The sequence below is a fragment of the Mucilaginibacter sp. P5_A4 genome (assembly GCF_056400605.1).
The window spans coordinates 17,703-33,177 of sequence record NZ_JBFUKX010000023.1 but is presented as its reverse complement, the minus strand read 5'-3'; the positions used below and the strand labels follow the sequence as shown (position 1 = coordinate 33,177).

The window sequence follows — 15,475 nt, the reverse complement described above, 5'->3', positions numbered from 1 at the left end:
TACTTCAAATTAAATAAATAGTAATGCTTAGCGGTTAATATGATCATTAATCACATGTTTCCATAACTGGTAACCGGCAGGGCTCAAATGCAGACCATCACCTACAAAATACTCTTTTTTAGGATAACCTTTGGCATCAATCATTTCTTTATAAACATTTATAAATTGCCAATTGTTAGTTTTTTTAACAATTTCTGTTTCTATTAAGTTGTTAGTGTATTTAAACTTATCAATCATGTGCCAACGGCTGATGCTTGGTTTTAAAGAAACAAAATAGCAAGGCAAATCACCAAAGCGCTGCTGCGTTTTGGTAACCAGTTGCTGAAAAAATATAAATACTTCTTCGGGGTGGCGCCCATCGCCCAGGTCATTGTCGCCGGCATAGATTACCAATCTTTTTGGTTTATAACCTGTCATTACCCTTTCAAAGAACCAAACGCAGGCGGCTAATGTGGATCCGCCAAAACCAAGATTAACGGGTTTCAGGTACTTAAAATCATCATAAAGGCTTGTCCATAACCTTACAGACGAGCTTCCATAAAAAATCGTTTCGGCTTCATATATAAAATTCAAACTATCCTTTTCAAGGTGTTTGATGTCATCCTCGTACCAGTACATGAAACTATTATAGGGGTTATTGATTAAATTAAAGTAAATGAATGAACGTGTCAGCGATTGAAAAATTATCACTCCTGTTTTAGTAAAACCATCTCATTTTTATGAGTTCCTGCGTTGGCATTTGTCGCTTGCTCGCCGACATGATTTTTAACTTTTTATTCAATCACTAAACACGTAACAATGACAGTAATTTTATTCGCCGCCAATATAATACAATCATTTATCTATCGTATTAAATCAGCTTATTTTTATCACCCCCGTTTTATACAAGTCAATTGCCTGCTTCAAAATAGCCTCTATGGTTTCAACCGGCAGATCATGATCTGCGTCAAAAAGCATGATTTTCATGCGCGAGCGTTTTTCGACGATGAGGCCGGGATGATCAAAACGCCGGCCTTCAACAATACCAATATAAGGCTGTAAAAGCTTTTTATGCACCCACAGGTAGCAAAATATTTTACCCTTATAACAAAAAAATGGCATCCCATATTTCCAGGCAGCAGTAATATCTGCGTCCTGTTTAAGGATGATTTCGCGTAGAGCCAGCAGGCAGCCCTTTACAGGTTCATGTTTTTGCAGGTAAAAGTTATCAATTGGTGTTGTCATGTTTTACAGATCCCGTTTTACCAACTCAATAGCCATGTCCAAAACTTCTTCAATAGCGTCAGCCGGCAGCTCTTTTCCTGCATCCAATATCATGATCTTTATCCGCGAACGGTTTTCGAAAGTAAGAGCGGGGGGATTTAATCTTTTACCTTCATTAAAACCTATAAATGGTTGCTGCAGTTTTTCATGTGTCCAGATATAACAAAACATTTTGCCTTTATATAAAAAGAATGGCATGTTGTATTTCCAGGCATGGGTGACGTTTTTATTGTGCTTTAATATAAGGTCACGTAACGCCAGGAAACAACTTTTCAGTGGTTCATCCTGTTGCAGGTAAAAATTATCAAGCCCTGTTGGCATAAAAATACTTATTTCTTTTTTGATGCTGCTTTTACGGGAATCTCGCGCACATATGCCGCAGCACTGAGGGCAAATTCCTTCCATCGATCCTGGTAGGCAAAAGGGATCTGGATCCACTCTTTCATTGGCCTGCCGTCCATCGGGTCGAAAAATTGGGATCCGTCCAAACTTAAGGCTTCATCGCGTACTTCGCCACTAAGTTTTACAACCAGGAAATCATGCCAAAACATGGCCGTCGCTTTTCCATTGGGCGTTTTAAAACATAAGGCGCCAAACATCTTGCCAGGTTCCACATCGGGTATTTGCCCGGTAAGTTCATGAAAGTATTTTTCTGCTTCGGTCATAAAATGGCTCTTGAAACTATTGATGAAAAAATCAACATTAACCCCGAAATAAATATCATAAAGTATGCAAATGATTTTATATCATCAAATGTACGCCCTTCTTTCAATACCAGGTTTCTAAAAGGATCTGACACTATAAGGGTAACACACAGTAATAACATAAATCCGGAGGCCAATTGCGGGCCAATGCCAAATCCATGTTCTCCATTCTTGAGGATGGCGAAAAAGCCGGGCAACAGCAACACGTTCCAGATAGCAACGATGATAATAGCTGCGGAAGTTTTTATGGCGAATCCCCCTTTTGATTGCGAAGCTATAATCTCCATATCCTCATATTGTGCTAAAGGGGTCTTATTATTCAAAAAACCGGTTTGAGCTATCATCCTTAGCACCTCGTTTGTATCTGTAAAGGATTTGAAAACAACCGTTGTTTTATAGGCATCGACCGTATGATTGATACGAATGCCATTAGAAAAGGGGCCGTAACTATAAGGTACTATTGATATAACATCTGCCGGTCGGAAGTGTAAATTGCCAAATAAAGAAATATTAAGGTCAAGTTTATCTTTAGTAACTTTTAAGGTAGCAAAAGGCCATGATGCATTCATTATACCATACCTTGCTCCACCGGTTAGTTTAAATTCGTTTAGGTTCATCTGTTAACTCTATGATAAGCGTATAGCATAAAGCTAATTTTTTATTTCGAAATTCGGATTTGAGATTTCAGATTTTTTTAGTTTTTATAACCGAAACGAAATGCTAATTTAAAGTAACTCCCAATCGGAGATTCCGATCCCGAACTGATTCAACCAGGCATAGTACCAGAGGGAGGTTTGATAAGAAGCTCAGATTTGCTTTGGGCTGAGCTTAAGAATTAAATAAAATTCTCATGCCGGGCATAGTGAAGCATCTATTACCCGGCATGCATATCCAATATGTATAGTTCAAGCATAGATCCTTCGCTGCGCTGTCATTGACAAGTATGTAACTTTTTGATTGTCAATACTTAAAAAGTGTAATTTTCAATACGGTTATTTACAGGCAGATACAGTTTACCCGGGAGGGTAAAGTAAAAAAGAAATTTACAAACTACACATGCTCAATATCACCAGCTTTTAACAAACATCCCTGCACCGTACCTACAATATCAATAAGATTAAATGGTTTGGCAACAAATGCATCGGAGCCGTAGCTTCCCAATGACTCCAATACACGTGGATAAGCCGAAACCATCACCACGGGAATATGGGCTGTTACCGGGTTGGTTTTAAGCATGTGGCAAAGTTCGCCTCCGTTTATACCGAAAAGGATATAATCAAGTATCACCAGGTCGGCATTAAACTCCATGGCAGCTTTACAGATATCGTTGGTGTAGTTAAGCGTTTCAATTTCGTAGCCTTCCATTTCCAGCACGTCTCTCATCAGCTCAAGGATATCTTCGCTATCATCAAGTATCAAGATCTTTTTAGACATAACATTTATATAATTGGTACACATTATAACGTTTTGCCTGTGCCATTTGTTTCTTTTCCTTTAATTTTTCTTGTAATTTTTGAGTTACAGCTATACAAGTTTAAGTGCGGTAACCATTGCATTTACGGTTTTTAAAACCTCATCAAGGCTGGCGGGGGTGTTGGTTACCTTGGCTATCATTATACCGCCCTCAATCAGGGCTATCATGGATAGGGCGGTGCCGCTTACGTCTGCATCACCTTTAAACTCACCGGCTTCAATACCGGCCTGTACCAGGTTTTCAATTGATTTTTTCCAGCGCAGAACAGCGTTGGCGGCTTTGTTTTTCAACAAAGGGTTTGTATCATCGGCATCAACAGCGGTATTTAAAATGGGGCAGCCGCCGGCCGGGAAGCTTGCCCTGGTAAAGCTGTGATAAACCTGCGCATAAACAAGCAGTTTTTCATAGTAGGTACTGGCTTTTTGAATCCGCTCCTGTAACTGTTTTCTTATTTTGCCCGAATTATAGTCAAAAGCTGCTGCTGCAACTTCCTCTTTATTGGTAAAGTTACCATAAATACTGCCTTTTGTAAGGCCGGTAGCCCCGGTTAGGTCAGACATGGAAGTGCCTGCATATCCTTTTTTATTAAAGATAGGGGCAGTAGTCTCTATAATAAACTGGCGGGTTCTTTCTGCCTTTGATAATTCCTTTTCCATAGTACAAATATACCAACTGGTATTTGAATGTTATAGTTTTTGGATAGATGGGAAATCGCTTGATTTCCCCCGTTTTTAATGAGATTTGCGTTAATGATCACTAACCAGCACCACCGGTCCAACCTGTTTTTTACGGTTGATCACCAGGAACAACAGCGGCATAGCCAGCAAAAAAAGCAAGCCAACAAATATGTACGCATCCATGTAACTTAACAGGAACGATTGCCTGTCGATACCGTTGTTAACAACAGCCATGGCCTTATTGTGCGCATCAAAACCGGATGATCCCCTGGCCGAAAAATATTGTGTTAGGTTATGAATACGGGCGGTGGCCTGCGGGTTGTAAACGCTGATATCCGAGATAAGATCATTCCTGTGCGATCCAAATCTTTTGGCCACATAGGTGTTGATCATTGCTATCCCGAACGAGCCTCCCAACTGCCTCATCATATTATTTAATGCCGATCCCTGTGGAACATCCTTTGCATCGAGCCCCGAAACCGCCAGCGCCGTTAACGGAACGGTTAAAAATGCAAGCCCCATAGCTCTGAAGATCAGGATTGCGGCAAGATTGCCTGGCGTAGCTTCAAGATTGAGCCCGGCCATTTTATAGCTGAAGATCATAAACATGATAAATCCCGTGGTAATGATTATTAATGGTGATACACCCTTTTTAAGCAGTGTAGCCGAAAATAATAATCCAAAAATAGCCAGTATAGCGCCGGGTAATAAAGTAAGCCCTGTAATAGTAGGCGGGAAAAGCAGCACACGCTGGGCCAGTACTGGCGTTAAAAAAACGGAGGTAAACATACCTACCCCGGTAACTGCGGTAAGGATAGCTGCAACTGCCAGCGATTTGCTTTTTAATACCCTTAAATCGATAACCGGGTTGGGTACCGTGAGCTCCCACCAGATGAATATAAGGATACTAAATACGGCGATGACCGACAAAGCGATAATGTAGTTGGCTGCAAACCAATCGTCGGTTTCGCCGCGCTCCAATACCGTTTGGAGCGAACCTATGCCAACAACCAGCAGCAGGATGCCCCACCAGTCTACCGCTTTGGGTTCAACCTTTATTTCAGGTTCGGTAACAAGCAATATGCTTGATATGGATACGGCTATGCCGATAGGGATATTAATGTAAAAGATCCATGGCCATGAGTGATTTTCTGTAATAAAACCACCAAGGGTTGGCCCAATAGTGGGGCCTAAAAACACACCCACACCAAACAGTGCGCTGGCTACCCCCGTACGGGCTTTGCCATAAACCTCGAACACTATAGCCTGCGATACCGACAACAAGGCTCCGCCGCCCATTCCCTGCAAAAAGCGGAACAGCACCAGCATCCAGATGTTGGATGCCAGCCCGCACATGGCCGAAAAGAAGGTGAAAGCTATGATTGAACCTATATAGTAATTACGGCGACCCAGTTTGGTGGTTAAAAAACTGGTCATGGGTATTACAATAATGTTGGCAATAGCGTATGCTGTAATTACCCAGGAAGTATCTTCCAGGGTTGAACCAAGGTTACCGCTCATGTGCGATAGCGCTACGTTTACTATAGAGGTATCAATCAGTTCCATAATCGCGGCTGCGATAACGGTTATGATGAGGATGCTTTTTTTCATCGGAGGTTACTGTTTATTGTTATAAAATATACCGATTGGTATATTTTATAACAAATTTTTTATTTGGATTATCTTGGCAGATTGATCACCCTTAAGGCCTCGTCGGGGTTTGATAGGTACAGCCTGTAAAAATCCTCGGTATTGGCCACCCTGATTTCGTAGGTGTTAGTTTCCAGGCCGGCTAAAAGTTCATCCGCAACCTGTGATGGAGGGATTCCGTTTTTTCCGCCTATTTCTGCAGAAAATTCGGTATCAACCAATGGGGGCATCAGCTCAAAAACCTTAACGCTGGTATCAGCCAATACTAATCTTAATGCGCGGGTGTAGGCATGCAAAGCAGCTTTGGTAGCGCCGTAAGTAGCCAGGCTGGTACTTGGTGCAAAGGCAACCACCGATGATACATTCACTATGGCAGCTTCGTTTTGTTTTTTGAGCGATGGTAATAATTTTTCGTTAAGGCGGATGACAGATAAATAATTGGTCAGCATTTCTTCGCCTGCTTTTTCAAAAGTATTGGTATCGGTAAGCAGGTTATTCAGGTTGGCTGCACCGGCATTGTTAATCACTATATTCAATTCAGGGAACTCAGCAGTTAGCCTGGTAACCAGTTTTTCTACGTCTTCGGCGTTAGAGATATCGGCATTAATAGTAGTTACATTGGTTAACTGGTTGGCTGCTTTTTGCAGGCGGGCTTCATTGCGACCTATAATAATTACATGATTGTTTTTGGCTGATAGTTGTTTGGCTATCTCGAAACCTATACCTGCACTGCCGCCGGTAATGAGTACGGTGTTTTTTGAAGTTTTCATTTTTAGTTTATGTTGAGTGGTTAAATTCAACGATACAAAAATATACCAATCGGTATATTTTTGCAATAGGTGAAATTCATCTTTGTGTCATGATTGCCGGAGGTTTTAAGTTAGGTTATGCTTTGAGCTTTTTAAAGCTACAAAACAAAAAGTTTTGCGTAGTTCCAAAGGGAGTGATATGGTCCTCAGTAAGGCACTTTATCTTTTTAAAATGTTTATTGAATTGGTTTTGCAATTGCAGTTCCGAGTATTGTTTGATAGGCAAGCCGCTGCATTTTTGAGGGCCGTTTTTTGAAAACGTACTCATCACTAGGTAATCGCTAACAGCATTAGATACTATATTTAAATAATCGGCAACCTGGTTTTCCAGAGTTAAGAAGTGAAAGGCTGCCCTGTCATGCCAAAGCGCATAGGTTTCTTGAGGCTTAAAATCGGTAATATTGCAAACTATCCAGGTTACCTGTTTGCTTTTATCGCCAAGCCTGGTTTTTGCTTTTGCTAATGCTGTTTCAGATATATCTAAAACGGTAACATTTGTAAATCCCTCCTGCAGTAGGTAGTCAACCAACAAACTGTCACCACCTCCAATATCAATGATCTTATCAGTTTTTGCTAAATCAAAGCTGTGAATAAAATTAAGTGAGGTTTGCGGAACAGATTGTGTCCAGCTTAACTGGTTGGGGTTTTTAGTTTCATATACCTGCTCCCAATGCTGTTTTTGATTTTCTTCCATTGGTAATTATGCTCATCTTCTAAAAATTAAAATTGCAGATAAATACTCACAAGATGAAAAGCTATTTGATAAAGTTGTTATGTTTTTTTGATCGTTATTTCTACTCCGACTTGAAAGGAAGGTTAATTATGCCACAAAAAAAGCCTGCTGTCAATCAAACAGCAGGCTCAATCAAAATATATAACCAGATAATAAAGGGGCTATGGAATTATAAATACCGACAAACTCCGTGGTCCATGCGCGCCGATGACCAGGGATTGCTCAATATCGGCAGTTTTTGACGGACCGGCGATGAACGCTCCGTAACCGTAACCGGCATTGCCAATTGTTGCATAAGCCTGGGCCATGGTGGGTACAAGATTGGTTTTGCTGATCACTATGGCCAGGTGCTGCGCAATGAACGGTAATACCCTTACCGTCATTTGTGCTTCGGTTAACCAGAGTGCGCCATTTTCGGCAACACCGAGGTTTGATGCCAGGATGCAAAGCTCCACATCGACAAAGCTGTGGGATAGTTCGTGTTTAACATCATCCACAAAAGTATAGCTGTCCAATTCGCGGATGCCCGATATGATCTTCACACCAGGTTTGAACTCTTTTTGCAGAATAGCTTTGATGGCATCAAAATTGGCTACTTCATAAACAAAGCTGCCGCCGGCGCTTCCTACGGCGGTATATCGCTCAACTAAATCATCATCGGTGGTTGTCAACGAACTTAGTATTTCAAGGTCGGGCAGTTCGGCATGACTAAACTGGTTGGCTTTTACGGCCGCTAATATTTTTTCCCTGCTCATTTCTTTTGATCCTTTCTTTTGGCATACCATTCACCAAATGATTGCTCGGGCGCTTTGGGCATTTCGCGGTGTTTATACCATGGGTTTGCACTGTTATTAACTGCGAATGGTGCGTGTTTAAATGTCCATCTGCCCATTTTGCCGGCTGCCCGGTACAAGGCAGGGGAGGCCAGCGTGAAAGCCATACCCTTCATGGCTATGGTCTTGGCTTTTGGGGTGTAGCCCGCTTTTACAATCACCTGCCGCCATTTATATAGCTGATCATGAATATCAATTTTAACCGGGCACACGTTACTGCACGATCCGCATAGGGTGGAGGCAAAGGGTAGGTCGGCATATTTTTCCATGTCGAGGTTTGGAGCCAGGATGCTGCCTATTGGGCCGGCAACAGCGGTATGGTAACTATGGCCGCCGCTTTTGCGATATACCGGGCAGGTGTTCATACAAGCCCCACAACGGATACATTTTAACGAATTACGAAAATCCTCCCTGCCTAACTGAATGCTGCGCCCGTTATCTACTATCACAATATGGATCTCCTTACCATCCTGCGGTTTACTAAAATGGCTGGAGTAGGTGGTAATAGGCTGGCCGGTAGCGCTACGGGTGAGCAGCCTTAAAAACACACCCAAATGTTTCCTTTCGGGGATGATCTTCTCCATCCCCATAGAAGCGATATGGATTTCGGCGAGGTGGGCACCCATATCGGCATTGCCCTCATTGGTGCAAATCACAATCTCGCCGGTTTCGGCAATGGCGAAATTTACGCCGGTAAGGGCTGCACGGCGGGTTAAAAACACTTCGCGCAAATGCTGGCGGGCAGTTTCGGTCAGGATTTTAGGATCCGATTCGCCTTTGGCCGAGCCTAAATGCTCGTGGAATATATCGCCTATTTCTTCTTTCTTTTTGTGGATGCAGGGTAGTACAATGTGGCTCGGCGGTTCACCAGCCAGCTGAACAATGCGCTCGCCCAGGTCCGAGTCTATCACATCAATGCCCTGTTGTAAAAGGTATTCGTTCAGGTGGCATTCTTCGGTGAGCATGGATTTGCTCTTAACCATGCGGTTGATACCCCTGTCGTTTAGTAACTTATGAATGATTTGGTTATGTTCTTCGGCATTGGCCGCCCAATGTACAACAACACCGTTTTTGATGGCATTAGCTTCAAACTGTTCCAGGTAGGTACTTAAGTTTGATAGTACATTGTTTTTGATCTGCGAGGCGGTTTCGCGCAGCAATTCCCATTCGGGCAGTTTATGCGCAGCTATGTCCCTTTTTGCGCGTACCCACCACAGGGTTTCGTCGTGCCAGTCAACACGGGGTTCATCGCGGTTAAATATGGCGGCTAATTGAGGGTGATCTTTTGTTGCGGTGCTGCTCATTAGATGCTGTGGTTTAAAATTTCGGCAACATGAATTACTTTAACATCGCTGTTTTGGCGGCGCAAAATGCCTTCCATATGCATCAGGCAGCTTAAATCGGCCGAGGTGATGTACTGTGCGCCATGCTCAATATGATCGTCAACCCTATCTTTCCCCATTTTTGATGATACAGCTTCTTCAACCACGCAAAAGGTACCGCCAAAGCCGCAGCAATCGTCCGCCCGGTTTAGGGGCACAAGCTCCAGGCCTTTTACCATGTTGAGCAATTGCGCGGGTTTACTAAAGGGGGGGGCAACCAGCTCGGTCATTTGCGAGATGCGCAAACCGCGCAGGCCGTGGCAGCTTTGGTGCATACCTACTTTATACGGGAAACTGGCTTCCAGGCTCTCTACCCTTAATATATCAACCAAAAACTCGGTCAGCTCAAAAACGCGTTTACGGATGCCGGCCGCCATATCTTCGTTTTCATGGGAGTGCAGGTGCTCCTTAATATGCAGGGTGCAACTGCCCGACGGGCACACGATATAATCGTACCCCGAAAAATTATCGATAAACAAATTATTGCAGCCGCCGGTAAGGTGCTCATAGCCCGAGTTGGCCATAGGCTGCCCACAGCAGGTTTGGTTTTTTGGATAATGAACTTCGCAACCCAGTTTCTCCAGCAACTCCAAAGTGGCAATTGCCGCTTTAGGGTAAAACTGATCAACATAACAGGGTACAAATAAAGCTACCTTCATTTTGTGTGCTTAATTGGTTAAGGCAATATTAACGCTTATGGTTTAAACAACTATCCCTGTGTATCTGCAAAGGTATAGTTGTATATCAAGGTATCGAAAATACAGATATACAGGGCAACAGTTATTCAGCTTTTTTTGCAAAAGGTTGAGGGGAATTAGCGTAAGGGGTTAATTGGGTTGTTAATATTTGTGTACCTTTATTTAAAAATATACTAATATGGAATCCTTAATGGCGGTAGCCTGTGTAGTTTTCGCATTGTCCTTCATTTTAATTGTGCGATTTAGCCACAATCGATATAAATATCACGCGGTGAAATCTGAAAAGGCATCCGTATCAATGTGGAAAACTTTTGGAATAAGAACCCGGTATTATCAATTAGCTGTTATGATGACCGGATTGATTACCATGGCTATTGTTGCGATTATTAAACTCTTTATTTAATTTATTAAGCTGATTTTGAAAGAGATAAAGGTTTATTATAAAATATTCTACTATTCCTATAGGATTTATATAAATAATGTTTTATGTTTGCATCGTCATCACAGACAATCGTTCTTTATTTAACTTATCAAGAAAGACTGAGGGAAAGGCCCAAAGACGTCTTAGCAACCTATACATCCGCATAATGTAAAAGGTGCTAATTCCTGCTCCATTCAACGGAGAAAGATAATATACCATCTTCGCCCCCTGCCAATCTAATAAGTGATTTTATAGTTTTTTTAAGTCGCGTGACCGAGAGGATAGGTGGGGGTCTGCAAAACCCTAAACGGCAGTTCGAATCTGCCCGCGACATCAATTTTAGCTTAAAGCTAAAGGCGTAAAGCACAAAGCTTTTTATCGTGTTATTTCAGGCTTTATGCCTTAAGCTTTCGGCTTTCCGCTCTTTTACAAATTCCCTATTGTATACCTTGTAGAAATCCTCAGATATGGGTATTTTTTATTCACATCAGGATAATCGTGATAATTTCCCTCTAACCTGAAATAGCCGGATTCGGCAGCTATGGATAGGCCTTTGATAAACATATAGCTTACCTCGTTACTAAAGGTATGCAAAAAATAATGTGATTTATTGCCGTTTACGGTTACCATCCAGCCGCCCCGGTAATTTGCACTGTACGAAAATCTATCTAATAGCTTAATTGTTCCGCCCCCGTTTATGGAGAAGCCTGGTCCGTAATCATAGTTACGGCTATTGTATATGTATGGGTCGGGTACGGCGGCTAAAAGGATGGGACCGGCGCCCAGGCTGCCGTTGATCTTTATGCCATGTGTGAGTTTAAGTTCGGAGAATAAGTTGAATTTTACGCTTTGCGCCCCGTAAAAAAAGGCCTGGTTGCGGATGTAATCATAGTTTGCAGATAATATCACGAGGTTTTCCATTTTATCCTGGTCAATTAAAGAAATATCCCAGCCGGTAAGGGAGCCATAAACACTTATTACATTAACCGAGCTGCTATCATCCTTGCCAAATTCGGCTGTTATGGAAATGTTGCTGAAAGGTTTCCTGAAGCCTTCATTGGGCACGCCATACAGTAATGCTGCCCGGCCAAACCAACCAAAATGACCATGCTCAAAGGGGCTTACCGATTGCGAATTAAATATACGTCCTCCAAAATCAAACTCAGCACCTACTTTGGATGAATCCCGCTCGGTAGTATTGCCATAAACTTTGCCCCATCGGCCATCCAACAGGCGGTTAAGGCCGTTCATTGGGTTCACAATTAAACCGGCTACTTCACTTATCTGCCTTTTAACCCCCCGCTGCCGGTTATTGATAATCCGGTTGGATAAACGGTAAGTCATTTCGCCCAGTACAATGCCACCAAAGCTGGTATTTATAAAATCATTTGGCGCTGGCGCCTGGTTTTCGGCAAAGGTTTCCCACAGGTAGCTACCTGCCATGGTTGCAGGTACAGATTGCCAGAAACTAAAGCCATTACTACGGAAAGCACTGTAAAACAAGCTGCCATGGTAAGGATGACCAAACTGGTTGGTTTGAAAAGGGTCGTTATCATATTCCCAGCTGCCTGGGTTAAGGTTGTGGCTTACGCTTTTCCAGTTGATGCGGGCATAGTCCTTATTGGCAACATAACGGTCAAAAATCCAGGGTGTAATTTCGGCAATGCCTAATTCAAATGCGGCGCGGCCAAATCTTCTTTTAACTGTAGTATCCCGTATGTCCCTATTGTAGCGAATTTTTACCTCAGGTTTTTGATCAAAAATGTTGTTTTGGGCAAACAGCGGAGTAAAAGCACAGGAAAATATAAATACAAGTATAGAAAGTACTGATGAAGATTTTTGGAACCGGTAAAGATTAACTAATCTCATATGCTGGATATAGGAGGCAAAAAACTATTATCCAAAAGCACCGAAGAAGGGAAATTGTTTTGGACGATACCAGTTTAAAAACAAATACTGGAATATACTAACTTTTGCGGGGCCATTTCCCGCTTAGTCGTTCGTCAAAAGTAAAAGGTTCGGTTTTTTCTATGCGAATACTTACAGCATCAGGATGGAGAGGATTTATCAGCACATTTTGCGCAAGCGGGTCAATAACACTTGGTATAAATAATAAAGGCGTAGTTTTTGCTAAAAGCCATGCATTCCCTATTCTTTTTAATACTTCTGGAGCAGGATATCGTCTCCAGTCTACGGGTAATTGTTCGGCAAGTAATAGTTCGCTTTCCAAATTATCGGGGATAAATAAAGAAGCTATTTCCAGGTCATGGTGAATCTCATCCGGATGCATGTGAACCAATTTCTCGAGGATACAGGTTGATGAATTTACGGAGGCGTATATAACGGGTAAATGATCGTGCCATCGGGCTGCCGACAACAAACCACCCTGACCGCTTAAATCATGTATGTAACGTTTACGCGCAATACGATATAGGATCATGAATAAAAACCGTACTCAATTTGTGACAGGGTATCATTAACCATACGGAATCCTTCGGCAGTATCAAGCAGATCAAGCGGGACTGCACCGCCAAAGGCCATCTGTTCGCGCTGCAGCCATTTTTCAAATGTATCATGGTCGCCAAAAATGTCCAGGCCACGAACATAGATCCTGCTGAATTCATACAGGAAACCGGATTGCTCTGCAGAAAGGCGCTCGTTACTTTCATAACGATTTAATTGCCTGGTACTGATATGCAGAATTTGGGAAAGCTGATTACGCGAAACACAGGTTTTTTCCAATACCTGATTTACGGCCTCGCGGGGTAAACCATTACGTATGGCACTTATAATATCAAATTGATTTGAGCAATCCCAGCCGGCAGATAGCTTTTTAGGTATAAAAAACATGAATGCCTTACAGCTTTCGGAATTGCCGTAATCCAGTTTGTTTAAGTCCAGTGTTTTTGCTTTTTGCATGATGAGTGCCTTATGTCTTCAAATATAAAGACAAATGTCCTAAAATGCAAATATTTGGAGGCCGGCCTCACTACAAATATGATAGCCCATTATAACCGCCATGGATATAATATACGGGCTCAAAATTATATTCATCCGGGGCCAGTTCGCAGCTTACCTGCATGGTTGTAAAGATTACATCGCCAAAAATATTGGCTATGGCGGTATCGGCGGCATCGCGGCCGGTAGCAATTTTTATGAGGCCGTTTAGCGGCACCAGTTTGGTGGCATCAAAAAGGATCCATTTTCCGCCCAGGTAGGCCTCAAAACAGGCATGAAAGTCGGCAGGATATAAGTGATAGGCATAGCCTGTAAAATAGCGGGCGGGAATGGTTAAAGCACGGCAAAGGGCAATACCAAGGTGAGCAAAATCGCGGCAAACGCCAATCTGCTCCGTAACCGTATCAAAGGCCGATGTTTGCGAGTTACTGTACCCGCTTAAATACTGCACATTATTGTGGATCCAATCGGTAAGGGTAACTACCTTTTCAAACGGATTGGTGATATGACCAAACAGGTTGTGCGATAGGCGGTATAATTTATCCGACTGGCAATAGCGGCTGGGGTTTAGATATGGCAGTACCGATGAATCCAATTGTGCTACAAATGTTTCCTGTTGCTGCGAGTGGTCGGTTAACTCATAGCAATTATCAACCAATGCTTTGTAGGTAACTTTAATGTTGCCCGGTTCATTAACCTCAAAACGCATCAGCCGGTTTTCGCCCTGGGCCGATATTATTTCCTCTATCTTAACATAAGGCTCAATTGTAAACTCCTCGTTTAATACGGTTTGATTAAGGGTGCGTAAAGCGTGTATGTTTAATATCAATGTGCCCGGCGACCGTACTACATATTCCATTTGGGTAAACACATCGAATTTCATTTGCTCAGCTCCCTGTTTTAATTTCCTCTAATTTGTTAAATGTGGCATCCATCCAGTCTTCAGAGATATGCTCAAGGGCCAGTTTTAGTTCTTCGGCCCATTGGGCAGATATGTACTCCAGGTCTTTCTTTTCGTAACGTTGCTGAATGATCTCAAAGCTGTCCTTTTTGTAAAGAGCCACATCAATAGGGAAATCAACATTATTTGAACTTACCCTGGTTGAATCGAACGAAAGAAAACCTGTTTTTAGCGCCAGTTTCAGGCTGCTGTCTTCGGTAAGTATGCGGTTTAATATCGCTTTTCCATGGCCCGAGTTACCTATTACCACATAAGGAGCGCCTTGCCCCAACTCAACCCAGTTACCTTCGGGGTACAGTAAAAAAAGCTTGTGCTCGTCATCATCCTTTAGCTGGCCGCCTATAATGGTATTCAGGTCGAACCTGAAACCTGCTGCCTCCAATGACGCTTTATCCTCAGAGATCACACGTTTTACCTGTTCGCCAAAGGCGTTCACAGCTTTGTACATTTTATTAAACTCTTTGGTTTCCAGCAGTTCGTTAAAATATACAATGGCTTTATCCCTTGCCGAGCGTAAGCCGCTCGTCATGATAAAAAGCGAAAAATGATCCTTTTGTTCAATTGTGATCTTCTTTTTTACAGTAGTATCCGTTCCCGAAGTTATGCGGGTATCGGCAATAGCCAGTAAACCTTCTTTAACCTTAATTCCGAGGCAATAAGTCATTTTAGTAAACCGGGATTTGTAAATATTTCCCGGTTACCAAAGTAGGGAAAAGAATTTTATTAAGACAAAGGATTTTTGGAGTAAGGAGCAATGCTTTTAAAGCAGGGGATTTTGATATTGAAGCTTGAGTTTTCTGCTAATTGTCATTATACAACGCGAAGCAATGAGCCCCACCCAACCCTCCCCGAAAGGGAGGGCTTTAAAACAACCTGAAGATCAGAAAGTATGCCCTGTTGTTTTAGGTGTTC

At 42.4% G+C, this 15,475-nt stretch carries 18 protein-coding genes, 1 tRNA gene and 1 riboswitch; of the genes, 1 reads left to right on the top strand and 18 read right to left on the bottom strand.

Annotated elements, in window-relative coordinates:
• Nucleotides 1-27: 27 nt before the first annotated feature.
• From AC1DQW_RS15150 to AC1DQW_RS15090, 13 genes are all read right to left on the bottom strand, one after another.
• A complete protein-coding gene (locus AC1DQW_RS15150; protein ID WP_477407779.1) occupies nt 28-618 on the bottom strand; it encodes an SGNH/GDSL hydrolase family protein in 591 nt (196 codons plus the stop codon).
• Between the two features lie 237 nt (nt 619-855).
• Nucleotides 856-1,224 carry a DUF1801 domain-containing protein gene (locus AC1DQW_RS15145; RefSeq protein WP_477454850.1) on the bottom strand — a complete coding sequence of 123 codons (369 nt, stop codon included), beginning with the start codon at nt 1,222-1,224 and terminating at the stop codon, nt 856-858.
• Between the two features lie 3 nt (nt 1,225-1,227).
• A complete protein-coding gene (locus AC1DQW_RS15140) occupies nt 1,228-1,584 on the bottom strand; it encodes a DUF1801 domain-containing protein (RefSeq protein ID WP_477454849.1) in 357 nt (118 codons plus the stop codon).
• An 8-nt stretch (nt 1,585-1,592) separates the two neighbouring features.
• Nucleotides 1,593-1,928, bottom strand: coding sequence for a hypothetical protein (locus AC1DQW_RS15135; RefSeq protein ID WP_477454848.1), 336 nt, complete (start codon nt 1,926-1,928; stop codon nt 1,593-1,595).
• The gene (locus AC1DQW_RS15130; protein ID WP_477454847.1) at nt 1,925-2,584 is read right to left on the bottom strand and encodes a hypothetical protein; all 660 of its coding nucleotides are present in this window, start codon (nt 2,582-2,584) and stop codon (nt 1,925-1,927) included. The genes AC1DQW_RS15135 and AC1DQW_RS15130 overlap by 4 nt, the downstream gene beginning before the upstream one ends.
• A 433-nt stretch (nt 2,585-3,017) precedes the next feature.
• Nucleotides 3,018-3,401 (bottom strand): response regulator, encoded by a 384-nt coding sequence (locus AC1DQW_RS15125; RefSeq protein ID WP_477454846.1) that lies wholly within the window; start codon nt 3,399-3,401, stop codon nt 3,018-3,020.
• 90 nt (nt 3,402-3,491) lie between these two features.
• Nucleotides 3,492-4,097, bottom strand: a complete 606-nt coding sequence (locus AC1DQW_RS15120) for a TetR/AcrR family transcriptional regulator (protein WP_477454845.1) — start codon at nt 4,095-4,097, stop codon at nt 3,492-3,494.
• 90 nt (nt 4,098-4,187) lie between these two features.
• Nucleotides 4,188-5,729 (bottom strand): DHA2 family efflux MFS transporter permease subunit, encoded by a 1,542-nt coding sequence (locus AC1DQW_RS15115; RefSeq protein ID WP_477454844.1) that lies wholly within the window; start codon nt 5,727-5,729, stop codon nt 4,188-4,190.
• A gap of 68 nt (nt 5,730-5,797) precedes the next feature.
• Entirely contained in the window at nt 5,798-6,538 is a 741-nt protein-coding gene (locus AC1DQW_RS15110) for an SDR family oxidoreductase (RefSeq protein WP_477454843.1), read from the bottom strand.
• Between the two features lie 115 nt (nt 6,539-6,653).
• Nucleotides 6,654-7,271: a class I SAM-dependent methyltransferase gene (locus AC1DQW_RS15105; protein ID WP_477454842.1), complete on the bottom strand. Its 618-nt coding sequence runs from the start codon at nt 7,269-7,271 to the stop codon at nt 6,654-6,656.
• Nucleotides 7,272-7,471: 200 nt separating this feature from the next.
• On the bottom strand, nt 7,472-8,065 hold the full coding sequence (locus AC1DQW_RS15100) for a LutC/YkgG family protein (RefSeq protein WP_477454841.1): 594 nt from the start codon (nt 8,063-8,065) through the stop codon (nt 7,472-7,474).
• Nucleotides 8,062-9,447: a lactate utilization protein B gene (locus tag AC1DQW_RS15095; RefSeq protein WP_477454840.1), complete on the bottom strand. Its 1,386-nt coding sequence runs from the start codon at nt 9,445-9,447 to the stop codon at nt 8,062-8,064. The genes AC1DQW_RS15100 and AC1DQW_RS15095 overlap by 4 nt, the downstream gene beginning before the upstream one ends.
• The gene (locus AC1DQW_RS15090) at nt 9,447-10,184 is read right to left on the bottom strand and encodes a (Fe-S)-binding protein (RefSeq protein WP_477454839.1); all 738 of its coding nucleotides are present in this window, start codon (nt 10,182-10,184) and stop codon (nt 9,447-9,449) included. The genes AC1DQW_RS15095 and AC1DQW_RS15090 overlap by 1 nt, the downstream gene beginning before the upstream one ends.
• Before the next feature lie 563 nt (nt 10,185-10,747).
• Nucleotides 10,748-10,858, top strand: a riboswitch (SAM riboswitch).
• 49 nt (nt 10,859-10,907) lie between these two features.
• Between AC1DQW_RS15090 and AC1DQW_RS15085 the strand changes: the two genes are divergently transcribed.
• Nucleotides 10,908-10,978, top strand: a tRNA-Cys gene (locus tag AC1DQW_RS15085).
• 92 nt (nt 10,979-11,070) lie between these two features.
• Here the strand turns inward: AC1DQW_RS15085 and AC1DQW_RS15080 are convergent.
• The 5 genes from AC1DQW_RS15080 to AC1DQW_RS15060 all read right to left on the bottom strand — a co-directional run bounded on the left by AC1DQW_RS15080 (nt 11,071) and on the right by AC1DQW_RS15060 (nt 15,227).
• Nucleotides 11,071-12,513: a DUF3943 domain-containing protein gene (locus AC1DQW_RS15080; RefSeq protein WP_477454838.1), complete on the bottom strand. Its 1,443-nt coding sequence runs from the start codon at nt 12,511-12,513 to the stop codon at nt 11,071-11,073.
• Between the two features lie 97 nt (nt 12,514-12,610).
• A complete protein-coding gene (locus AC1DQW_RS15075; protein WP_477454837.1) occupies nt 12,611-13,084 on the bottom strand; it encodes an RES family NAD+ phosphorylase in 474 nt (157 codons plus the stop codon).
• A complete protein-coding gene (parS, locus tag AC1DQW_RS15070; RefSeq protein ID WP_477454836.1) occupies nt 13,081-13,563 on the bottom strand; it encodes a type II RES/Xre toxin-antitoxin system antitoxin in 483 nt (160 codons plus the stop codon). The genes AC1DQW_RS15075 and parS overlap by 4 nt, the downstream gene beginning before the upstream one ends.
• A gap of 70 nt (nt 13,564-13,633) precedes the next feature.
• On the bottom strand, nt 13,634-14,485 hold the full coding sequence (locus tag AC1DQW_RS15065) for a transglutaminase-like domain-containing protein (protein WP_477454835.1): 852 nt from the start codon (nt 14,483-14,485) through the stop codon (nt 13,634-13,636).
• Between the two features lie 4 nt (nt 14,486-14,489).
• Nucleotides 14,490-15,227 carry a proteasome-type protease gene (locus tag AC1DQW_RS15060; RefSeq protein ID WP_477401416.1) on the bottom strand — a complete coding sequence of 246 codons (738 nt, stop codon included), beginning with the start codon at nt 15,225-15,227 and terminating at the stop codon, nt 14,490-14,492.
• Nucleotides 15,228-15,475: the final 248 nt, after the last annotated feature.